Below are 20,672 nucleotides of genomic sequence, written 5' to 3'. Positions count from 1 at the left end.
TCGGTTTTTGGATAACCCACAAGACAGTTTCTCCCACGATGTTCATATCAGCACGTATCGCGCTACTGAGTGTTAGACACCCAGCTCCAGCGCCAGCAGTTCCTGCACAGTCTGCCGCCGGCGGATCATGCGCATCTGACCCTGCTCGATCAGAAACTCCGGCAACAGCGGCCGGCTGTTGTAGTTCGACGACATGGACGCGCCGTAGGCCCCGGCATCGTGAATCACCAGCAGGTCACCGACCTTGGCTTGCGGCAGTACCTGGGGCGTCAGCTCCTGATCGTCCTGGGTAAACACATCCCCGGACTCGCACAGCGGCCCGGCCACCACGGTCGGTTGCAGCGGGCGATTGACGGGCCGCCCCACGGCATCGAACAGGCTCATGCGGTGATAAGCGCCATACATCGCAGGGCGCATCAGGTCGTTGAAGCCGGCGTCCACCAGGATGTAGTGGTTGTTGCCCATCTGCTTGACGGCGCGCACCTCGGCCACCAGGTAGCCCGACTCCGCCACCAGGAAGCGCCCCGGTTCGATCTCCATGCGCACGGGGTGGTCGAGCATCGCTTCGATCTCCGCCCGCGCCAGTGCCCAGGTGCGGGCATAGCACTGCAGGTCCACCGGCTGGTCGTCCTGGCGGTAAGGCGTGGACAGCCCGCCGCCGATGGAGAAGGCTTCGATGTCCATGCCCAGTTGGCCGATCAGCCCGACCATGGCCCCGGCCACCTGCTCCAGGTGCTGGTAATCCACCCCCGAGCCGATGTGCATGTGCACGCCCACCAGGTGCAGGCCGTGCTGCTTCACGCAGGCCAGCGCTTCGGGCAGTTGCTCGTGCCAGATACCGTGCTTGCTGTTTTCACCGCCGGTGTTGGTCTTGCGGCTGTGGCCGTGGCCGAAGCCTGGGTTGATGCGCAGCCACACCCGGTGCCCAGGGGAGCGTTCGCCCAGTTGGCAGAGCATGTCGATGGAACCGGCGTTCACTTCGATACCGGTCTCGACCACCCGCGCCAGGGTCGGCTGGTCCAGCACGTCGCAGGTCAGCACCACCCCGGCCGGTTCGCCAGTTACCTGCGCACCCGCAGCGAAGGCACGTTCCATTTCACCCAGCGAGACCGCATCGAGCACCAGGCCGCGTTCGCGGATCAGGCGCAGGACGTGCAGGTTGGGGTTGGCCTTTTGTGCGAAACGGACGGTGTCGAAGTGCTGCAGCAGCTGGTCGATGCGCTGGCCGATGGTTTGCGCGTCGTAGGCCCACAGGGGCGAGCCGTGTTGGCGGACGGCGTCGGCCAGGAGGGTGGAAGGGGTGCTCATGGTGGTGTTCCTTGTAATGGATGCACCGATCTTGAAGGAGTTGATTGATTCACAAAAATAGCTATTTTTATTTAGTCTATTCATATTTGATATGCATGTGCATGTGCATGTGCATGTGCATGTGCATGTGCATGTGCATGTGCATGTGCATGTGCATGTGCGTGGGAGCGGGCTTGCCCCGCGATCACCGGCATGGCCGGTGCCATGCTCCGCGTTGCTTGCATCGCGGGGCAAGCCCGCTCCCACGACGCCGCGTTCATACTTCAGGCTGTGTACCCCCATGAAACTCTCCGTCCGCCATATCGAAGTGTTCCGCGCCATCATGGCCGCCGGCAGCGTCACCGGCGCCGCCCGGCTGCTGTTCACTTCGCAGCCCACCGTCAGCCGTGAACTGGCGCGCATGGAGCAGGTCACCGGCCTGAACCTGTTCGACCGCGAAGGCGGGCGCCTGGCGCCCACCGCCCAGGCCCTGCTGCTGATCGACGAGGTGGAGCGCGCCTTCGTCGGCCTGGAACGCATCGACCGCTTTGCCCAGGCCATCCGCAACTTCGAGCAAGGCCGGCTGGCCATTACCTGCCTGCCGCTGTTCTCGCAAACCCTGCTGCCCAGGGCCTGCCAGCGCTTCCACCAGCAACACCGGGGCGTGAGCGTGAGCATCACCGCCCAGGAATCGCCGCTGTTGGAGGAATCGCTGGTCGCCCAGCAGCACGACCTCGGCCTGACCGAAGTCGAGCAGGTCCCGCGTGGCGCGGTGGGCGAGCTGCTGTTCAGCGCTGACATGGTCTGCGTGCTGCCCCATGGGCACCCATTGCAGGCCAAGGCGGTCCTTGAACTGAGCGATTTCGACGAGGTCGACTTCATCAACCTGGCCAGCCTCGACACCTACCGCCAGCAACTCGACCAGCACTTTCGCGCTGCCGGGGTGAATCGGCGCACTGTGATCGAGACCACCAGCGCGGCCTCGGTGTGCGCCATGGTCCGGCAGGGGTTGGGGGTGGCGATCATCAACCCTTTGAGTGGGCTGGAAGCGGGGCAGGGTGGGTTGCCGATTCGGCGGTTGAGTATCTCGGTGCCGTATCGGGTGATGCTGATCCAGCCGGAACATCGGCCGACGTCGGCGGTTGTCGAGCCGTTTTGCCAGGCTTTGCGTGAGCAGGCGCGGGAAATGACAGCGGCGCTGGGCGGTAGCAGCGCTCAAGTGGCGATAGAATCCGGGGCAGCTTTGTCCATCCACAAGGAAGCGCAATGAACGGATCACAGCCCACGACGGCAAAATCCCTGGGGGATCTCGAACCCCTTCCAGATTCTGTGTCGACCCTCACCCGGTTATTGCTGGAGGAAACCCATGAGCGACTCGAAGACATCGTGTTCGAACTCGGGCTGCTCGGCGATGCGACGGCGGTACCTGCCATTGCGCAGGCGGTGAACATTCCGTTCGCCAGCCTGGTGCGCTGGGGCAACCTGCAGGAGTTCCAGCGCAAGTGCGCGTATGCGCTGGCGCGGATCGGCACCCTGCAATCCCGCGCAGTGCTTGAACACATGGCGAGCAGTGCCGACCCGGACATCCAGGCTTATGGAGAAGAAGGGCTGGCTCGTTGGCCCCTCAAGTAGAGACGCCATCGAACCCTACTACCTGACCTTCCCGACCGGCGTGAAGCTGCCGACCAAATTCGGGCCAACCGTATTCTTCGGCTTGTATTCAGGCTCGTGCTTGAGCCGGTCCTCGACGCTTGGGTCGATGGCCTCCCGGCCAAACAGCGTTTGCCCGATATCCCGGTAGTAGGGCGGATTGAACTGGCTGTAGGCACCGCCGAGGAACTGCTTGTAGGAGTTGGTGATCGGCAGTGTCGTGGTGGGCAGGCTGGGGAGCTTGCTGGTGTCGACTGCGAGGCCACATTCGACCGCCTTGTTGATCATCCACGTCAGGGCGATATCCGAGAGGCTGTTGTCCGGGTAGCCACCGCCGATATTGGCGTGGGCACCGCAGAACCAGACTTGCTCCACACGCTGGTTGGGTTTGCTCTTCGGGTCCCACAGGGTGCACTGGTAGTTCTTGCGCCACTCATCAATGGCCAGCGCGTGGAAGGCGTTGTGGACGATCGAACTCAGTTCGGTGTCATGGAATTCGTAGTACGACTTGTTGAACCAGTCGAAGGACTCAAGCGGCACGCCCAGCGCGCCGACGGTATCCCATATACCCAGCATGTGGATGGTGATGGTGCGTGAGAAGTTGCTGCGAAACAGTTGCGCGCTATCCGAGTCGGCGCCTTCGTCGCGGGTGCGGTACAGGCCATAGGCCTCACGGGTCAGGTCGAGGTGTTCGGGCTTGAGCAGCCCTGCGTTACGGATCAGGCCCACCAGGCTGCGCGCCGTGTAGGCGCCCCGGCTGAAGCCGAAGATATGGACCAGGTCACCCGGTTCGTAGGTGCTTGCCAGGTGGCGATAGCCGTCGAGGATCTTTTCTGAAAGCCCCACCCCGAAGGCACCCCCGCTGATGCGGTCGTACCAGTCGGTACCAACACCTTGGTCGTACCATTTGTGCTGGACGGTGTTGTCCTTGTCGCGTGGGAGCAGGGCTGCGTGCAACTTCCACACGTTGGTGCTTTTACTGCCTTTGATTTCGGACTTCACATCCGGTGTGTTCCAGGTGCCGTCAAACGAGATGATGATTTTCTTGGGCATTGTCCGTTCTCCTTTGCCACTGTGCGGCCTGGGCTTTGAACCGCACTGGGCATGGGCGTGAATAACGGGTATTTCGTGCAGGGTGCAGCGCAAGTTACAGCGGGTGGTGCGCTGACACATGCTCCCCAGGCCATTCGCAGGTGCTGTTCTCAGCGATCACTGTAGCCCTACATTTGTTGGGGTGCCGTGGAGGTTATGGCGTGGGAATGTCGCATGACACAAGACAGGCGCAGCGGCATCAGCGCGCACCGCGATACCGCGTCGTGCCAACAAGGCGGACAGCGGTGACCTCACAGGAGTGACTGGCCCGAAACAGATGGAGCGGCCTTGTGCCGCGATGCGCCGCGCGGGCGGCGCTCGATTTCATAGGCGCTGCAAACCTGCCGCCAAGCACCTAGTGGCCCACATGCGACCCCAAGACAGGCGCTTGGGAATTACACCGCTGGTTTTGTTGAGTCAGCATTCGGTAATGGCCGCTATGTGCATGTCAGGGTATTGGGGGGAGGGCCACCAGGTGCTTGCCGGGAATTTTGCAGCGCTCTCAAGATCGAGCGCCGCCCGCGCGGCGCATCGCTGGCAAGCCAGCTCCCACATTTGTTTCGGGCCAGTCATGCCTGTGAGGTCATCGCTGTCCGCCTTGTTGGCATGACGCGGTATCGTGGTGCGCGCGGATGCTGCTGCGCCTGTCTCACAGGAGTGCCGCAGCCTAAACAGATGTGGAATCCAGCCCAGGTAATCCACCCCTCAGTGCTTCATCCCCAACTCCGCATCATCCATCAGCGCCTTGGCCAGCGCGCTCAGGTAATACGACGCCCACAGCAGTTGCGGCTTCTCCTCCATGATCCCGGCAATGGTCAGGTCGCGCACGCAGCCCATCAGCTCCGAAGCCTGATCCCGCGCATGCTGGCAGGGGATGCCGGGCTCGATGCAGAACAGCGGAGCGGTCATCCCTTCGCCTTGGTAGAACTTGGTTTTGCCCGCAGTGGTGCGGGGCGTGGTGTCGTCTGTATTCATTGCTCACTCTCCCTGAAATGATCGATGCCCGGACGGCCTCTATCGCTGGCAACCCAACGCCACAGTTACGGCACCGGTGCTAGGGCAAAGCCAATCCCTGTGGGAGCCGGCTTGCCGGCGATGAGGGCGGTCCAGGCAAAACACGCCTACCGGCCTAGTGGAACGCCCGACGCTCCAGCTGCGGCATCTGCACCTGAATCAACGCCGACTCGAGCAGCACCCGCAGCGCCTCGATCTCATGCATCAACGCCATGATCAGAATCGACGCGTGGGACTTGGGCTGCTGGACCGAAATGGCCTGATGCGCCACGGCCTGTGCGCACAGGGCGTACTCTGTGGCCTGGACGAGGGTGTCTTCGAGGGAGTGATGGTTGTGGGGTGGGTCCGGAACAATCTTCAGCATGACTACGTCCTTTTAAAGATGCGGTCACCTGACTGCTGTCAAACAGAAGGGTGGCAGCTGTACGTGGGTTGACAGACCGGCGGACATAGCAAGTTCCGGCGCACGCAAGCGTGCCCGCACGTACAGCTGCCATAAAGGAGAGCTGTAGCCATGTACCGTCGCGACCTGTCAAAGTCGATCGCTAAACTCAGCGACTCGCCGAGACTAGGGGGCTGCCAAAGCGACCGCAACGGAAAAAAGGCGGCAGGAGTATGTTTGGGAAATGGACTACAAGTAAGGGCTTTAATCTGATTTTTCGTGACGGGTAGCAAAGTCAGCAGTTGCAGATATTGCACTGATATTGGCCGGCCCGGTTAACGCGATTTTTTGTGGGAGCGGCTTTAGCCGCGAAGCAAGCGACGCGGTGACTGGCACCGGCTACGCCGGTGTTCGCGGCTAAAGCCGCTCCCACAGGAATCGCGCGAGCTATTTGGATGAAAGGGGCCGGTTTCAGGCAATCGATGTTGTGCCCAAAAACGCCGCCTCCAACAACTGCCGCGTATACCCATGCTTGGGCTCATTAAAGATCGCCCCCGCATCCCCTTGTTCCACCACCTGCCCATGCTTGATCACCATCAACTGATGACTCAACGCCTTGACCACCGCCAAGTCGTGACTGATAAACAGGTACGTCAGGTTGTACTTAACCTGCAAATTCCGAAGTAATTCCACCACCTGCCGCTGCACCGTCCGATCCAGCGCCGAGGTCGGCTCATCCAGCAAAATCAGCGCCGGCTTCAACACCAACGCCCGAGCAATCGCAATCCGCTGCCGCTGCCCCCCAGAAAACTCATGGGGATACCGATGCCGCGTCCGCGGATCCAGCCCCACTTCCTCCAGCGCCGCCACAATCGCCGCTTCCTGCTCGGCTGGCGTGCCGATCTTGTGAATCCGTAACCCCTCGCCAACGATATCCGCCACGCACATGCGCGGGCTCAGGCTGCCAAAGGGGTCCTGGAACACCACCTGCATTTCCCGGCGCAGCGGCCGCACTTCCTTCTGGTTCAACCCTTCCAGGTTCTGCCCGTGGAAGCGAATACCGCCCTGGCTGGAGATCAACCGCAAGATGGCCAGGCCCAGTGTGGACTTGCCGGATCCACTCTCGCCAACAATCCCCAGGGTCTGCCCCTGGGGCAGGCTGAAGTTCACCCCATCCACGGCCTTCACATGGTCCACGGTGCGGCGCAGCAGCCCCTTCTTGATCGGGAACCACACCTTCAAGTCCTTCACCTCCAGCAACGGCGCCCCTTCGGCGTTCGCTGCCGGCGCGCCGCTGGGTTCGGCATTGATCAGCATCTGCGTATACGGGTGCTGCGGCTTGCTGAACAGTGTGGCGCAGTCGGCCTGCTCGACGATCTTGCCGCATTGCATCACGCACACGCGGTTGGCGATGCGGCGTACCAGGTTGAGGTCGTGGCTGATCAGCAGCAGGGCCATCCCTAAGCGCGCCTGCAGCTCCTTGAGCAGGTCGAGGATCTTCAACTGCACGGTCACGTCGAGCGCCGTGGTGGGCTCGTCGGCAATCAGCAGTTCGGGTTCGTTGGCCAGGGCCATGGCGATCATGACGCGCTGGCGCTGGCCGCCGGACAGCTCGTGGGGCAGGGCCTTCAAGCGCTTGCGCGGCTCGGGGATGCCGACCAGTTCCAGCAACTCCAGGGTGCGGGCGGTGGCTTGCTTGCCGGTGAGGCCTTTGTGCAGCAGGAGGATTTCGTTGATCTGCTTTTCGATGCTGTGCAGGGGGTTCAGCGAGGTCATCGGCTCCTGGAAGATCATCGCGATCCGGTCGCCGCGGATGCGCTGCATGGGCTTTTCGCCCAGGTGCAGCAGGTCCTTGCCGTCGTACTGGATGCTGCCGGACGGGTGCCGGGCCAGGGGGTAGGGCAGCAGGCGCAGGATCGAGTGGGCGGTGACGGACTTGCCCGAGCCGCTCTCGCCGACCAGGGCCAAGGTTTCGCCTTTGCGGATGTCGAAGCTGATGCCATCGACTACGCGGTTGACCTGGTCGCCGGTAACGAACTCCACGGCCAGGTCGCGCACTTCGATCAGGGTGTCTTGGCTCATGTCATTTCCTTGGGTCGAAGGCATCGCGGGCGGACTCGCCGATGAACACCAGCAGGCTCAGCATCACCGCCAGCACGGCGAAGGCGCTGATGCCCAGCCACGGCGCTTGCAGGTTGGACTTGCCCTGGGCCACCAGCTCGCCCAGCGACGGCGAGCCGGCGGGCAGGCCGAAGCCGAGGAAGTCCAGGGCAGTGAGGGTGCCGATGGCGCCGGTGAGGATGAACGGCATGAAGGTCATGGTCGAGATCATGGCGTTGGGCAGGATGTGCCGGTACATGATCGGGCCGTTGCGCATCCCTAAGGCGCGGGCGGCGCGGACGTACTCGAGGTTGCGGCCGCGCAGGAACTCGGCGCGCACCACGTCCACCAGGCTCATCCACGAGAACAGCAACATGATGCCCAGCAGCCACCAGAAGTTGGGCTGCACGAAGCTGGCGAGGATGATCAGCAGGTACAGCACCGGCAGGCCGGACCAGATCTCCAGGAAGCGCTGGCCGGCCAGGTCGACCCAGCCGCCATAGAAACCCTGCAGGGCGCCGGCGATGACGCCGACGACGGAGCTGGCCAGGGTCAGGGTCAGGGCGAACAGCACCGAGATGCGAAAGCCATAGATCACCCGGGCGAGCACGTCGCGGCCCTGGTCGTCGGTGCCCAGCAGGTTGTCGGCCGAGGGCGGCGCGGGGGCGGGCACCTTGAGGTCGTAGTTGATGCTCTGGTAGCTGAACGGGATCGGCGCCCACAGCACGAAGGCGTCTTTCTTGGCCAGCAGCTCGCGGATGTACGGGCTCTTGTAGTTGGCCTCCAGCGGGAACTCGCCGCCGAAGGTGGTCTCGGGGTAGCGCTTGAAGGCCGGGAAGTACCACTGCCCGTCGTAGCGCACCGCTACTGGTTTGTCGTTGGCGATCAGCTCGGCGCCCAGGCTCAGGCCGAACAGCACCACGAAGATCCACAGCGACCACCAGCCGCGGCGGTTGGCCTTGAAGCGCTCGAAGCGCCGACGATTGAGGGGGGAGAGGGCCATGTCAGTGCTCCCGGCTGGCGAAGTCGATACGCGGATCGACCAGGGTGTAGGTGAGGTCGCCGATCAGTTTCACCAACAGCCCCAGCAGGGTGAAGATGAACAGGGTGCCGAACACCACCGGGTAGTCGCGGTTGATGGCCGCCTCGAAGCTCATCAGGCCCAGGCCGTCGAGGCTGAAGATCACCTCGATCAACAGGGAGCCGGTGAAGAAGATGCCGATGAACGCCGAAGGGAAGCCGGCGATCACCAGCAGCATGGCGTTGCGGAACACGTGGCCGTACAGCACGCGGGTGCGGCTCAGGCCTTTGGCCTTGGCGGTGACTACGTACTGCTTGTTGATCTCGTCGAGGAAGCTGTTCTTGGTCAGCAGGGTCATGGTGGCGAAGTTGCCGATCACCAGCGCGGTGATGGGCAGCACCAGGTGCCAGAAGTAGTCCAGGACCTTGCCAGTGGTGGACAGCTCGTCGAAGTTGTTGGAGGTAAGGCCGCGCAGCGGGAACCAGTCGAAGTAGCTGCCGCCGGCGAACAGCACGATCAGCAGGATGGCGAACAGGAACGCGGGAATGGCGTAGCCGACGACGATGGCTGAGCTGGTCCACACGTCGAAATGGCTGCCGTGGCGCACCGCCTTGGCGATCCCCAGCGGGATCGACACCAGGTACATGATCAGCGTGCTCCACAGGCCCAGGGAGATCGACACGGGCATCTTCTCGATGATCAGGTCGATGACCTTGGCGTCGCGGAAGAAGCTGTTGCCGAAGTCGAGCTGGGCGTAGTTCTTGACCATGATCCACAGCCGTTCGGGGGCGGACTTGTCGAAGCCGTACATGCGCTCGATCTCGGCGATCAGGGCCGGGTCCAGGCCTTGCGCGCCGCGGTAGTTGGAGCCGGCCACCGACACTTCGGCACCGCCGCCGGCGATGCGGCTGGTGGCGCCTTCGAAGCCTTCGAGCTTGGCGATCATCTGCTCGACCGGGCCGCCGGGGGCGGCCTGGACGATGATGAAGTTGATGATCAGGATGCCGAACAGGGTGGGGATGATCAGCAGCAGGCGACGCAGGATATAGGCCAGCATGTCAGTTGGCCTCATCCGCAGGGGCGTCGGTCACGGCGGGGGTGACGCCTGGCTTGATCCACCAGGTGTCGATGCCGATGTCGTACTTGGGCGGCACCTGCGGGTGGCCGATGTGGTTCCAGTAGGCCACGCGCCAGGTCTTGATGTGCCAGTTGGGGATCACGTAGTAACCCCACAGCAACACGCGGTCGAGGGCGCGGGTGTGGTCGATCAGGCTCTGGCGCGAATCGGCGTTGATCAACTGCTCCACCAGCTGGTCGATGGCCGGGTCGCGCAGGCCGATGAAGTTGCGGCTGCCGGGGTTGTCGGCGGCGGCGCTGGACCAGTACTCGCGCTGCTCGTTGCCGGGCGAATTGGATTGCGAGAAGCCGCCGACGATCATGTCGTAGTCGCGCGAGCGCAGGCGGTTGATGTACTGCGAAACGTCGACGCGGCGGATGTTCAGCTCGATGCCGAGGTCGGCGAGGTTGCGCTTGAACGGCAGCAGGATGCGCTCGAACTGGGTCTGGGCCAGCAGGAACTCGATGCTCAGCGGCTTGCCGTCCTTGTCGACCATCTTGTCGTCGACGATTTTCCAGCCGGCCTCCTGCAGCAGCTTGTAGGCCTGGCGCTGCTGCTCGCGGATCATGCCGCTGCCGTCGGTGACGGGGTTGTGGAAGACCTCGCTGAACACTTGTTCGGGGACTTTGCCGCGCAGCGGTTCGAGGATTTTCAGTTCGGCCGGGGAGGGCAGGCCCTGGGCGGCCATGTCGGAGTTCTCGAAATAGCTACCGGTGCGCAGGTAGGCGCCGTTGAACAGCTGCTTGTTGGTCCACTCGAAGTCCAGCAGCAGGCTCAGCGCCTGGCGCACCCGCACATCCTGGAACACCGGCTTGCGCAGGTTGAAGATAAAGCCTTGCATGCCGACGGGGGTGCCGTTGGGCAGCTCTTCCTTGATCAACCGGCCATCACGCACGGCGGGCACGTCGTAGGCGGTGGCCCAGTTCTTCGCACTGACTTCCAGGCCGTAGTCGAACTGGCCGGCCTTGAGCGCTTCGAGGGCGACGGTGTTGTCGCGGTAGGAGTCGAAGGTCATCACGTCGAAGTTGTAGAAGCCGCGGTTGATCGGCAGGTCCTTGGCCCAGTAGTCCTTGACCCGCTCGTAGCGGATCGAGCGGCCGGCCTTCACGTCGGCGACCTTGTAGGGGCCGCTGCCCAAGGGGATTTCCAGGTTGCCGCGGTTGAAGTCGCGGTTTTCATACCAGTGCTTGGGCAGCACCGGCAGCTGGCCGAGGATCAGCGGCAGCTCGCGGTTGTTGGTGTGCTTGAACTTGAACAGCACCTTGAGCGGGTCTTCGGCAACCACCTCGGCGACGTCGGCGTAGTACTGGCGGTACAGCGGCGCGCCGTCCTTGATCAGGGCGTTGAAGGTGAACACCACGTCCTCGGCGCGCATCGGGTGGCCGTCGTGGAAGCGTGCTTCGGGGCGCAGGTAGAAGCGCACCCAGCTGTTGTCGGGGGCTTTTTCGATCTTGCCGGCCACCAGGCCGTACTCGGTGAAGGGTTCGTCCAGGCTCTGGCGCATCAGGGTGTCGTAGATGCTGCCGACGTTGTCGGCGGGCACGCCCTTGTTGATGAACGGGTTGAGGCTGTCGAAGCCGCCGAAGCTGGACTGGCGGAACGTGCCGCCCTTGGGCGCATTCGGGTTGACGAAGTCGAAGTGCTTGAAGTTGGCCGGGTATTTCGGCGCTTCGTCATACAGGGTCAGGGCGTGTTGCGGGGCGGCCATGGCCGGGAGCGTGAGGCAGGCCAGCATCAGGCTGCAGGCCAGGCGCAGGGTCGGGGTCATTTGGCTTTCTCCGAAGTCTTCTTGATCCACCAGCTGTTCAGCCCGAGGGTATAGGGCGGCGTGGTGACGAAGGCCAGCCGGTTGCGGTAGGCCAGGCGATGGTTGTCCAGGTACCAGTTGGGGATCATGTAGTACTGCCATGAGAGCACGCGGTCCAGGGCCCGGGCGGCGGCGATCTGGTCATCGCGGGTGCGGGCGGCGAGCAGGGTGTCGAGCAGGTGGTCGACCACCGGGTCCTTCACGCCAGCATAGTTCTTGCTGCCCTTGGTCGCGGCCTGGCTTGAATGGAAGTACAGCCACTGTTCGAGGCCGGGGCTCAGGGTCTGGTTCAGGGTCATCAGGATCATGTCGAAATCGAACTGGTCGAGCCGTTGTTTGTACTGGGCGCGGTCGACGGTGCGCAAGCGAGCATCGATGCCGATGCTGGCCAGATTTTCGACATAAGGTTGCAGGATACGTTCGAGGTTCGGGTTCACCAACAACAGTTCCATGCGCAACTGCTGGTCCTTGCTGTCCACCAGGCGCTGGCCGTTGAGCTTCCAGCCGGCCTGGGCGAACAAATCGAGGGCCTGGCGCAGGGTCTGGCGGCTGATGCCACGGCCATCGGTGTGGCTGACCTGGTAGGGCTCGGTGAACAGCTTTTCCGGCAGTTGGTCGCGGAACGGCTTGAGCAGCAGCCACTCCTTGCCGGTGGGCAGGCCGCTGGCGGCGAACTCGCTGTTGGGGTAGTAGCTGGTGGCGCGGCGGTAGGCGCTGCTGAACAGCGCGCGGTTGGTCCACTCGAAGTCCAGCATCAGGCCCAGCGCTTGGCGTACCCGAGGGTCGGCGAAGGTGGCGCGGCGGCTGTTCATGAACAGGCCCTGGGTTTGCGTGGGGATCTGGTGCGGGATCTGCGCCTTGATCACCTGGCCCCGGCGCACGGCGGGGAAGTTGTAGCCGTTGGCCCAGTTCTTGGCCTGGTGCTCGATATAGATGTCGAACTCGCCGGCCTTGAACGCTTCGAAGGCCACGGTGGCGTCGCGGTAGAACTCGTATTCGACGCGCTTGAAGTTGTACTTGCCGCGGTTGACCGCCAGGTCCTTGCCCCAGTAGTCCTTCACCCGCTCGAACACCAGGCGCCGGCCAGGCTGCACTTCGCTAATGCGGTACGGGCCGCTGCCCAGCGGTGGCTCGAAGGTGGTGGCCTTGAAATCACGCGTTTGCCAGTAATGCTTGGGCAGTACCGGCATCTCGCCCAGGCGCAGGATCAGCAGCGGGTTGCCGGCGCGCTTGAAGACGAAGCGGATGCGCAGGGGGCCGAGGATGTCGACGCGCTGCACTTCCTGCAGGTTGGTGCGATAGATCGGGTGGCCATCCTTGAGCAGGGTGCGGTAGCTGAAGGCGACGTCGGCCGAGGTGATCGGCGTGCCGTCGTGGAAACGTGCCTCGGGGCGCAGGTTGAACACCACCCAGCTGCGGTCCTCGCTGTACTCGACGCTGCGGGCGATCAGGCCATAGCTTGAAGTGGGCTCGTCGCCGGAGGGGTCGTACATGCCGGTGCCGACCATCAGTGGCTCGTTGAGCTCGCTGATGCCGTATTGCAGGAAGTTGGGCGTGGTGACCGGGCTCGAGCCCTTGAAGGTATAGGGGTTGAGCGTGTCGAAGGTGCCGAACGCCATGGCCCGCAAGGTGCCGCCTTTAGGGGCTTGCGGGTTGACCCAGTCGAAGTGGGTGAAGGTGGCCGGGTACTTGAGCGTGCCGAACTGCGCGTATCCGTGGCTTTCGCTCACCATCGCGACGGCGGGGAAGCTCAAGGCCAGGCTGAGGGACAGCAGGAGGGGACGTATCAAGTCGGCATCCGATCCAGAAGGCGTTGGGCTTTGGTCGGGGTACAGTAACAGCTTGTCTTGGCAGGAAAAAGGGCGCCCTTGGAGCAAATGAAGTCCCCTGTGGGAGCGGGTTTACCCGCGAACACCGGCCAAGCCGGTGCCACGCACCGCAGAGCCTGCTTCGCGGGTAAACCCGCTCCCACAGGGTGGGGCGCGGGCTTCGACGTTGTGGCTCAGCGCGCCAGGTAAACGGTCAGCGTTTGCCCTGGCTTGAGCGCATGGCCGCTGCGCGGGTTCCAGCGCTTGAGGTGCTGCATCTCGACATTGAAGCGCTTGGCCACCAGGTAATACGAGTCGCCCTTGCGCACCTTGTACTGGGTGGAGCGCTGCTTCGAGTCGGCGACCCGGTTGGCGGCGGCGCTCGGTGCGCTGCCACCACGCAGGGCCAGTACCTGGCCGACCTTGAGGCTGTTGCCGCGCAGCTTGTTCCAGCCCTGCAGCTGCTTGACCGACACCCGGTTGGCCTTGGCGATGCTGGCCAGGTTATCGCCGCGTTTGACCCGGTAGCTGCGCGCCGCCGGCGCCTTGGCCTCGGCCAGGGCAGCATTGAACACGGCCTTGTTCGGCTGCAGGCTGACCAGCTCCTCGGGCTTGAGGTTGGACATGCGATCGGTCAGCAACTGCGCTTTGGCGGTGGGCACCAGCAGTTGCTTGGGGCCGTCCACGGTCATGCGCTTCTTGAACGCCGGGTTGAGCTGGATCAGCTCGTCCTCGTCGATGTCGGCGAAGGCGGCGACCCGCGACAGGTCGAGGCGTTCGTTGATGGCGACGGCTTCGAAGTAGGGCTCGTTGGCGATCGGGTTGAGGTTGACGCCATAGGCTTGCGGGGTGTTGACCACCTGCGACAGGGCCAGCAGCTTGGGCACGTAGTCGCGGGTTTCCTGCGGCAGCGGCAGGTTCCAGTAGTCGGTGGGCAGGCCAAGGCGTTCGTTGCGCTCGATGGCGCGGCTGACGGTGCCTTCGCCGGCGTTGTAGGCAGCCAGGGCCAGCAGCCAGTCGCCGTTGAACATGTCGTGCAGGCGGTTCAGGTAATCCAGCGCGGCGTTGGTCGATGCGGTGATGTCGCGGCGGCCATCGTAGAAGTTGGTCTGGCGCAGGTTGAAGTGGCGCCCGGTGGACGGGATGAACTGCCACATGCCGGCGGCGTGCGCGCGGGAGTAGGCCATCGGGTTGTAGGCGCTCTCGATGGCCGGCAGCAGGGCCAGCTCCAGCGGCATGTCACGCTCTTCCAGGCGCTCGACGATGTAGTGCAGGTAGAGGCTGCCACGCTCGCCGGCGTTCTCGAGGAACGACGGGTTGCTGGCGAACCACAGGCGCTGCTGCTCGATGCGCGGGTTGACGTCGACGTTGTCCTGCAGGGCGAAGCCCTGGCGCATGCGCTCCCACACGTCCTGCGGGGCCTGCTCCTTCGGTTTGACCAGCAGCGGGGCGGGCTTGTGCTTGATCCGCGCCTGGTAATTGTGCGCGCGAACGCTGTCGGATTCGTCGAGCTGACGGGTGCTCTGGCAGCCGACCAGGGTGGCGGCCAGCGCCAGTGCACTGATCTGGGCCAGTCGCGTCAGGGCGACCGAATGAGAGGTTCTGCGGCTAGTGGAAGGCATCGGCTGGGACAGTTATCCGGGCAAAAAATTTCGGCGATTCTAGAAACCGGTCCCGGCCGGGTCAACCTTTGTACCTGTGTCGCGATATATCTTAGGGTTATCAGAACACGTCCTTCCAAGACCTCAAGGCAGCAAAAACAGTGGCTTGGGTGGGGTTTGAAAGACCCTTCCATTCGTCTGCTTTTTCTTTAACGGATGTTTCAGCAGTGCGCAAAAAAGGGTTGGTCTGACGTTCCAGGCCGATGGTCGAGGGCAAGCTGATGCGATTTTCGGCGCGCAGCCGGGTAACGTCTTCGAACCGCTGCAGAACGTGCGGGTTGTGCGGCTCTACGGCGCGGGCGAAGCGCAGGTTGCTCAGGGTGTATTCGTGGGTGCAGTACACCTGGGTTGCAGCGGGCAGGGCGGCCAGGCGCTGCAATGAATGGTGCATCTGCTCCGGGGTGCCTTCGAACAGGCGGCCGCAACCGGCGGCGAACAGGGTGTCGCCACAGAACAGTAGCGGCGTGGCCGGTTGCGCAGTGTAATAGGCGATGTGCCCAAGGGTATGGCCGGGCATGGCCAGCACCTCGAAGTCGAGCCCCAGCACCTGCACGCTGGCGTTGTCTTCCAGGGCCAGGTCGCGGGCCGGGATGCGTTCGTGGGCAGGGCCGCAGACGCGGGCGCCGGTAGCCTTTTTCAGCGCTTCGACGCCGCCGACGTGGTCGTGATGGTGGTGGGTGACGAGGATGTCCGTCAGTACCCAACCAGAGTGGGCGTCAAGCCAGGCCTGCACCGGCCCGGCATCACCGGGGTCGACCACCGCGCAGCGGCGATTGGCAGTATCCTGTAACAACCAGATGTAGTTGTCGGAGAAAGCGGGTAGGGCATCGATCTGTATCATGGTGCGGATCCGTATCGCCAAGCCGGGACATTGAAGGCATCTTAGCCGCGATGGCGCGGCCGGAGAACCTTCGAGGGAGAACGCAATGACCGACCAAGCCTTCGCCCAGTCCGACCCCGAGTGGGTTGAACTGATCAGCCTGGCCCGCGAGTGGTTCAACGGGCCGCTCGGGCAATTGATGCTCGAGGAAGAACAGAAACTGCTCGAACAAGAGCTCGGCCGCTTCTTCGGCGGTTATCTGGTGCATTACGGTCCCGGTGCCGACGCCCCGCCCAATGCCCCGCAGGTGCAGCGCAACGTGCGCTTGGGCGCGCCGCTGCCGGGGGTCGAGATCGTCTGCGAGGAGCAGGCCTGGCCGCTGTCAGAGCACGCCGCCGACGTGGTGGTGTTGCAACATGGCCTGGATTTCAGCCTGTCGCCCCATGGCCTGCTGCGCGAAGCGGCCAGTGCGGTGCGCCCAGGTGGCCATCTGCTTATCGTCGGTATCAACCCCTGGAGCAGCTGGGGCATGCGCCATTTCTTCAGCCACGGCGCCTTGCGCAAGGCGCGCTGCATCCCGCCGTCGCGGGTTGGCGACTGGCTCAACCTGCTGGGCTTCGCGCTGGAGAAACGCCGTTTCGGGTGCTATCGTCCGCCGCTTGCCTCGGCGGCCTGGCAGCAACGCCTGGCTGGCTGGGAGCGCATTGCCGGTGGCTGGCAGACGGCCGGTGGCGGTGTCTACCTGCTGGTGGCACGCAAGATCATGGTCGGCCTGCGGCCACTTCGTCAGGAGCGCCGCGAGCCCATGGGCAAGCTTTTGCCGCTGCCGCTGGCCAAGGTCAACCGCAACGCCAGCAACCCCGATATCGAAAAGCATTGAAGATGAGTGGTACATGAGCGAAAGCGAAATCGTCGAGATCTACACCGATGGTGCCTGTAAAGGCAACCCTGGCCCGGGCGGCTGGGGCGTGCTGATGGTGTTCAAGGGCGTCGAGAAGGAGTTGTGGGGCGGCGAGCGCGAAACCACCAACAACCGCATGGAGCTGATGGCCGCGATCGAAGGGTTGAAGGCGCTCAAGCGTGAATGCGCGGTGGTGCTGACCACCGACTCGCAATACGTGATGAAGGGCATCAACGAGTGGATGGTCAACTGGAAGAAGCGTGGCTGGAAGACTGCCGCGAAGGAACCGGTGAAGAACGCCGACCTGTGGATGGCCCTCGATGAGCAGGTCAACCGCCACAAGGTGACCTGGAAGTGGGTGCGCGGGCACATTGGCCACCCGGGCAACGAACGGGCTGATCAGTTGGCCAACCGCGGTGTCGAAGAGCTTCGCGCCAAGCGTTGATATCCATATGGGGCTGCTGCGCAGCCCTTCGCGGCTAAAGCCGCTCCCACAGGTTCCATGCGCTCCAGTGTGGGAGCGGCTTTAGCCGCGAAGGGCCGCAAAGCGGCCCCGAGTCCGGTATACTCCCGCCCTGAATTCAAGCACCGCATGTTGGAGTCCCCGCGTGGAGCAGCAGCAAGACAAACGGTTCATCATCCTCGACACCGAAACCACGGGTATGCCAGTGGCCGACGGCCACCGCATCATCGAGATCGGTTGTGTCGAGGTTGTGGGCCGACGCCTGACCGGGCGGCACTTCCACGTCTACCTGCAGCCCGACCGCGAGAGTGACGAGGGCGCCATCAACGTCCACGGCATCACCGATGCCTTCCTGGTCGGCAAGCCGCGGTTCGCCGATGTGGCCGAGGAGTTCTTCGAATTCATCCAGGGCGCCACCCTGGTCATCCACAACGCGGCGTTCGACGTAGGCTTCATCAACAACGAATTCGCCCTGCTGGGCCAGCACGACCGCGCCGATATCTCCCAGCACTGCCCGATCCTCGACACCCTGATGATGGCGCGCTCGCGCCACCCGGGGCAGCGCAACAGCCTCGATGCCCTGTGCAAACGCTACGGCATCGACAACTCCGGCCGTGATCTGCACGGCGCACTGCTCGACTCGGAACTGCTGGCCGACGTCTATCTGGCGATGACCGGTGGGCAGACCAGCCTGTCGCTGGCCGGTGATGCTGGGGGCGATGAAGATGGCCAAGGCAGCACCGGTAGCGAGATCCGCCGGATCGCCGGCCGTGCGCCGGGGCGAGTGATCATGGCCAGCGAGGAAGAGCTGCAAGCCCATGCCGAGCGCCTGGCGGCGGTAGCCAAGTCGGCCGGTGGGCCGGCCATGTGGCAGGCGTTGACCGAGCCGGCTGCCAACTGATTCGAAGGCAGGCTGGCCCCCATCGCTGGCAAGCCAGCTCCCACATAGACCGCATGCTGCGCCGCACCCTGTGGGAGCCGGCTTGCCGGCGATCAGGCCGGTACTGATAACACCACACTCGACTACCCTGAGGGAAAAAAGCCCCCGCAGAGGTAGCCGCCTGATGTACAAGGACCTCAAGTTCCCCATCCTCATCGTCCACCGGGCGATCAAGGCTGACAGCGTTGCCGGCGAGCGGGTGCGTGGCATCGCCGCCGAGCTGGCCCAGGACGGTTTCAGCATCCTCGCCGCCGGCGACTACACCGAAGCGCGTCTGGTCGCTGCCACCCACCACGGGCTGGCCTGCATGCTGATCGGCGCCGAAGGGGCCGGTGACAACAACCACCTGCTGCAGCACATGGCCGAGCTGATCCGCCTGGCCCGCCTGCGTGCGCCGCACCTGCCGATCTTCGCCCTGGGCGAGCAGGTCACCCTGGAAAACGCCCCCGCCGAGGCCATGAGCGAGCTCAACCAGCTGCGCGGCATCCTCTACCTGTTCGAGGACACCGTGCCCTTTCTCGCTCGCCAGGTGGCTCGGGCCGCGCACAATTACCTCGATGGCCTGCTGCCGCCGTTCTTCAAGGCGCTGGTGCAGCACACCGCGCAATCGAATTATTCCTGGCACACACCGGGCCATGGCGGTGGCGTGGCGTATCGCAAGAGCCCGGTGGGGCAGGCCTTCCACCAGTTCTTCGGCGAGAACACCCTGCGCTCGGACCTGTCGGTCTCGGTGCCCGAACTCGGCTCGCTGCTCGACCACACCGGCCCCCTGGCCGAAGCCGAGGCCCGCGCGGCGCGCAACTTCGGCGCCGACCACACTTTTTTCGTGATCAACGGCACCTCCACCGCCAACAAGATCGTCTGGCACGCCATGGTCGGTCGCGATGACCTGGTGCTGGTGGACCGCAACTGCCACAAGTCGGTGGTGCACGCGATCATCATGACCGGCGCCATCCCCATCTACCTGTGCCCGGAGCGCAACGAGCAGGGCATCATCGGGCCGATCCCGCTCAGCGAGTTCAGCGCCGAATCGATCCAGGCGAAGATCCAGGCCCATCCGCTGGCCCAGGGCCGGGCCGCGAAGATCAGGCTGGCGGTGGTGACCAACTCTACCTACGACGGGCTGTGCTACCACGCGGGCTTGATCAAGCAGGCCCTCGGCGCCAGTGTCGAGGTGCTGCATTTCGACGAGGCCTGGTTCGCCTACGCCGCCTTCCACGATTTCTTTACCGGCCGTTATGCCATGGGCACGCCCAAGGCCGACGATGGCCCGCTGCTGTTCAGCACCCATTCCACCCACAAGCTGCTGGCCGCCTTCAGCCAGGCGTCGATGATCCATGTGCAGGATGGCGCCACCCGTGCGCTTGACCGCGACCGCTTCAACGAAGCGTTCATGATGCATATCTCCACCTCACCGCAGTACAGCATCCTGGCCTCGCTGGACGTGGCCTCGGCGATGATGGAAGGCCCGGCCGGGCGTTCACTGCTGCAGGAGATGTTCGACGAGGCGCTGAGCTTTCGCCGGGCCCTGGCCAACCTGCGCGAGCACATCGCCGCCGACGACTGGTGGTTCGGTATCTGGCAGCCGCCGGCGACCGAGGGCACCCAGCGCCTGGCGGCCGCGGACTGGCTGTTGCAGCCGGGGTCCGAGTGGCATGGCTTTGGCGAGGTGGCGGACGACTACGTGCTGCTCGACCCGCTCAAGGTCACCCTGGTCATGCCCGGGCTCAACGCCGGTGGTGTGCTGGCTGAGCACGGCATACCGGCGGCAGTGGTCAGCAAGTTTCTCTGGGAGCGCGGGTTGGTGGTGGAGAAGACCGGGTTGTACAGCTTCCTGGTGCTGTTCTCGATGGGGATCACCAAGGGCAAGTGGAGCACCCTGCTTACCGAGCTGCTGGAGTTCAAGCGCCATTACGATGGCAATACGCCGTTGCTGCAATGCCTACCCAGTGTGGTTGGCGAACAGCCTGCGCGCTACCAGGGGCTGGGCCTGCGTGAGTTGTGTCAGCAGTTGCACGACTGCTACCGCGCCAACGCCACCGCCAAGCAGCTGAAACGGCTGTTCACCAAACTGCCGGAGGTGGCCATGAGCCCGGCCCAGGCCTATGACCGGATGGTGAAGGAAGAGGTGGAGGCGGTGCCGATCGAACAGCTGCTGGGGCGGGTTGCGGCGGTGATGCTGGTGCCGTACCCGCCGGGTATCCCGCTGATCATGCCGGGCGAGCGGTTCACCGAGGCGACCCGCTCGATCCTCGATTACCTGGCGTTCGCCCGGGCCTTCGACCAGGGCTTCCCCGGCTTCGTCGCCGATGTGCATGGCCTGCAGCACGAGCACGGCGCGTACACGGTCGACTGCATCAAGGAATGCGAATGATCTCGACGCCGGTCTGGGCCAGCTCGAAACGGTCCTCGCCCAGGTAGTTGACCCGGTCGCCAATGGCCAGGCGATAGGTGGTGATCGGTGCACCGAGGGTGCTGCCGTCGGCCTGGAGCGTCGACTCCTGGAATTCGTGCACGGGATAGATACGGCCTTCGGCGTCGCGGGCGTGGAACTGGCCGACCATTACTGCTGCCATTTTGGGTGAAACCCTCTGAAACGTTGGGGAAAT

General features: G+C 63.9%; 18 protein-coding genes. 6 read left to right on the top strand and 12 right to left on the bottom strand.

Going from position 1 to position 20,672, the window contains the following annotated elements:
- Positions 1 to 72: 72 nt before the first annotated feature.
- Complete coding sequence (gene lysA, locus LOY51_RS18615) at positions 73 to 1,308, bottom strand: diaminopimelate decarboxylase (protein ID WP_258642534.1); 1,236 nt, start codon at positions 1,306 to 1,308, stop codon at positions 73 to 75.
- A gap of 280 nt (positions 1,309 to 1,588) precedes the next feature.
- Between lysA and LOY51_RS18610 the strand changes: the two genes are divergently transcribed.
- Both LOY51_RS18610 and LOY51_RS18605 read left to right on the top strand, forming a co-directional pair.
- Positions 1,589 to 2,557, top strand: coding sequence for a LysR family transcriptional regulator (locus LOY51_RS18610; RefSeq protein ID WP_258642532.1), 969 nt, complete (start codon positions 1,589 to 1,591; stop codon positions 2,555 to 2,557).
- Positions 2,554 to 2,919 carry a HEAT repeat domain-containing protein gene (locus LOY51_RS18605; RefSeq protein ID WP_258642531.1) on the top strand — a complete coding sequence of 122 codons (366 nt, stop codon included), beginning with the start codon at positions 2,554 to 2,556 and terminating at the stop codon, positions 2,917 to 2,919. The genes LOY51_RS18610 and LOY51_RS18605 overlap by 4 nt, the downstream gene beginning before the upstream one ends.
- A gap of 18 nt (positions 2,920 to 2,937) precedes the next feature.
- Here LOY51_RS18605 and LOY51_RS18600 read toward each other — a convergent pair whose 3' ends face one another.
- The 10 genes from LOY51_RS18600 to gloB form a co-directional block, all read right to left on the bottom strand.
- Positions 2,938 to 3,990 (bottom strand): T6SS phospholipase effector Tle1-like catalytic domain-containing protein, encoded by a 1,053-nt coding sequence (locus tag LOY51_RS18600; RefSeq protein WP_125859439.1) that lies wholly within the window; start codon positions 3,988 to 3,990, stop codon positions 2,938 to 2,940.
- A gap of 744 nt (positions 3,991 to 4,734) precedes the next feature.
- Complete coding sequence (locus LOY51_RS18595) at positions 4,735 to 5,004, bottom strand: DUF3077 domain-containing protein (protein WP_125463394.1); 270 nt, start codon at positions 5,002 to 5,004, stop codon at positions 4,735 to 4,737.
- 154 nt (positions 5,005 to 5,158) lie between these two features.
- Positions 5,159 to 5,407, bottom strand: a complete 249-nt coding sequence (locus LOY51_RS18590) for a hypothetical protein (RefSeq protein WP_258642527.1) — start codon at positions 5,405 to 5,407, stop codon at positions 5,159 to 5,161.
- A 489-nt stretch (positions 5,408 to 5,896) separates the two neighbouring features.
- The gene (locus tag LOY51_RS18585) at positions 5,897 to 7,507 is read right to left on the bottom strand and encodes an ABC transporter ATP-binding protein (RefSeq protein ID WP_125859438.1); all 1,611 of its coding nucleotides are present in this window, start codon (positions 7,505 to 7,507) and stop codon (positions 5,897 to 5,899) included.
- A gap of 1 nt (position 7,508) precedes the next feature.
- Positions 7,509 to 8,528, bottom strand: a complete 1,020-nt coding sequence (locus LOY51_RS18580; protein WP_125859437.1) for an ABC transporter permease — start codon at positions 8,526 to 8,528, stop codon at positions 7,509 to 7,511.
- Between the two features lies 1 nt (position 8,529).
- Positions 8,530 to 9,603: a microcin C ABC transporter permease YejB gene (locus LOY51_RS18575; RefSeq protein WP_125464850.1), complete on the bottom strand. Its 1,074-nt coding sequence runs from the start codon at positions 9,601 to 9,603 to the stop codon at positions 8,530 to 8,532.
- A 1-nt stretch (position 9,604) separates the two neighbouring features.
- A complete protein-coding gene (locus tag LOY51_RS18570) occupies positions 9,605 to 11,431 on the bottom strand; it encodes an extracellular solute-binding protein (protein ID WP_258642524.1) in 1,827 nt (608 codons plus the stop codon).
- Positions 11,428 to 13,260 (bottom strand): extracellular solute-binding protein, encoded by a 1,833-nt coding sequence (locus LOY51_RS18565; protein WP_258642523.1) that lies wholly within the window; start codon positions 13,258 to 13,260, stop codon positions 11,428 to 11,430. The genes LOY51_RS18570 and LOY51_RS18565 overlap by 4 nt, the downstream gene beginning before the upstream one ends.
- Before the next feature lie 212 nt (positions 13,261 to 13,472).
- Positions 13,473 to 14,900 carry a lytic transglycosylase domain-containing protein gene (locus LOY51_RS18560; RefSeq protein WP_125464848.1) on the bottom strand — a complete coding sequence of 476 codons (1,428 nt, stop codon included), beginning with the start codon at positions 14,898 to 14,900 and terminating at the stop codon, positions 13,473 to 13,475.
- A gap of 100 nt (positions 14,901 to 15,000) precedes the next feature.
- Positions 15,001 to 15,780 (bottom strand): hydroxyacylglutathione hydrolase, encoded by a 780-nt coding sequence (gene gloB, locus LOY51_RS18555; RefSeq protein ID WP_125859434.1) that lies wholly within the window; start codon positions 15,778 to 15,780, stop codon positions 15,001 to 15,003.
- 85 nt (positions 15,781 to 15,865) lie between these two features.
- Here gloB and LOY51_RS18550 point away from each other — a divergent pair, with 85 nt between their 5' ends.
- The 4 genes from LOY51_RS18550 to ldcA all read left to right on the top strand — a co-directional run bounded on the left by LOY51_RS18550 (position 15,866) and on the right by ldcA (position 20,437).
- The gene (locus LOY51_RS18550; protein ID WP_258642520.1) at positions 15,866 to 16,639 is read left to right on the top strand and encodes a class I SAM-dependent methyltransferase; all 774 of its coding nucleotides are present in this window, start codon (positions 15,866 to 15,868) and stop codon (positions 16,637 to 16,639) included.
- A 13-nt stretch (positions 16,640 to 16,652) separates the two neighbouring features.
- Positions 16,653 to 17,105: a ribonuclease HI gene (rnhA, locus tag LOY51_RS18545; protein WP_125464845.1), complete on the top strand. Its 453-nt coding sequence runs from the start codon at positions 16,653 to 16,655 to the stop codon at positions 17,103 to 17,105.
- A gap of 163 nt (positions 17,106 to 17,268) precedes the next feature.
- Complete coding sequence (gene dnaQ, locus LOY51_RS18540) at positions 17,269 to 18,024, top strand: DNA polymerase III subunit epsilon (RefSeq protein ID WP_125859433.1); 756 nt, start codon at positions 17,269 to 17,271, stop codon at positions 18,022 to 18,024.
- A 163-nt stretch (positions 18,025 to 18,187) separates the two neighbouring features.
- Positions 18,188 to 20,437, top strand: coding sequence for an Orn/Lys/Arg family decarboxylase (gene ldcA / locus LOY51_RS18535; RefSeq protein WP_125859432.1), 2,250 nt, complete (start codon positions 18,188 to 18,190; stop codon positions 20,435 to 20,437).
- On the opposite strand, the gene LOY51_RS18530 is transcribed toward ldcA, so the two are convergent.
- Entirely contained in the window at positions 20,421 to 20,639 is a 219-nt protein-coding gene (locus tag LOY51_RS18530) for a hypothetical protein (protein ID WP_110994558.1), read from the bottom strand. The genes ldcA and LOY51_RS18530 overlap by 17 nt on opposite strands.
- Positions 20,640 to 20,672: the final 33 nt, after the last annotated feature.

This window comes from Pseudomonas sichuanensis (assembly GCF_024749065.1).
Lineage (GTDB): Bacteria > Pseudomonadota > Gammaproteobacteria > Pseudomonadales > Pseudomonadaceae > Aquipseudomonas > Aquipseudomonas sichuanensis.
This window is presented reverse-complemented; position numbering and strand designations above follow the sequence as displayed.

Bases quoted from the DNA above. Each gene is read 5' to 3' on its own strand.
- ldcA (WP_125859432.1), top strand. From the start codon at position 18,188: ATGTACAAGGACCTCAAGTTCCCCATCCTCATCGTCCACCGGGCGATC.
- LOY51_RS18550 (WP_258642520.1), top strand. From the start codon at position 15,866: ATGACCGACCAAGCCTTCGCCCAGTCCGACCCCGAGTGGGTTGAACTG.
- gloB (WP_125859434.1), bottom strand. From the start codon at position 15,780: ATGATACAGATCGATGCCCTACCCGCTTTCTCCGACAACTACATCTGG.
- LOY51_RS18590 (WP_258642527.1), bottom strand. From the start codon at position 5,407: ATGCTGAAGATTGTTCCGGACCCACCCCACAACCATCACTCCCTCGAA.
- lysA (WP_258642534.1), bottom strand. From the start codon at position 1,308: ATGAGCACCCCTTCCACCCTCCTGGCCGACGCCGTCCGCCAACACGGC.
- LOY51_RS18570 (WP_258642524.1), bottom strand. From the start codon at position 11,431: ATGACCCCGACCCTGCGCCTGGCCTGCAGCCTGATGCTGGCCTGCCTC.
- LOY51_RS18530 (WP_110994558.1), bottom strand. From the start codon at position 20,639: ATGGCAGCAGTAATGGTCGGCCAGTTCCACGCCCGCGACGCCGAAGGC.
- rnhA (WP_125464845.1), top strand. From the start codon at position 16,653: ATGAGCGAAAGCGAAATCGTCGAGATCTACACCGATGGTGCCTGTAAA.
- LOY51_RS18605 (WP_258642531.1), top strand. From the start codon at position 2,554: ATGAACGGATCACAGCCCACGACGGCAAAATCCCTGGGGGATCTCGAA.
- LOY51_RS18600 (WP_125859439.1), bottom strand. From the start codon at position 3,990: ATGCCCAAGAAAATCATCATCTCGTTTGACGGCACCTGGAACACACCG.
- LOY51_RS18560 (WP_125464848.1), bottom strand. From the start codon at position 14,900: ATGCCTTCCACTAGCCGCAGAACCTCTCATTCGGTCGCCCTGACGCGA.
- LOY51_RS18595 (WP_125463394.1), bottom strand. From the start codon at position 5,004: ATGAATACAGACGACACCACGCCCCGCACCACTGCGGGCAAAACCAAG.
- LOY51_RS18585 (WP_125859438.1), bottom strand. From the start codon at position 7,507: ATGAGCCAAGACACCCTGATCGAAGTGCGCGACCTGGCCGTGGAGTTC.
- LOY51_RS18610 (WP_258642532.1), top strand. From the start codon at position 1,589: ATGAAACTCTCCGTCCGCCATATCGAAGTGTTCCGCGCCATCATGGCC.
- LOY51_RS18580 (WP_125859437.1), bottom strand. From the start codon at position 8,528: ATGGCCCTCTCCCCCCTCAATCGTCGGCGCTTCGAGCGCTTCAAGGCC.
- LOY51_RS18575 (WP_125464850.1), bottom strand. From the start codon at position 9,603: ATGCTGGCCTATATCCTGCGTCGCCTGCTGCTGATCATCCCCACCCTG.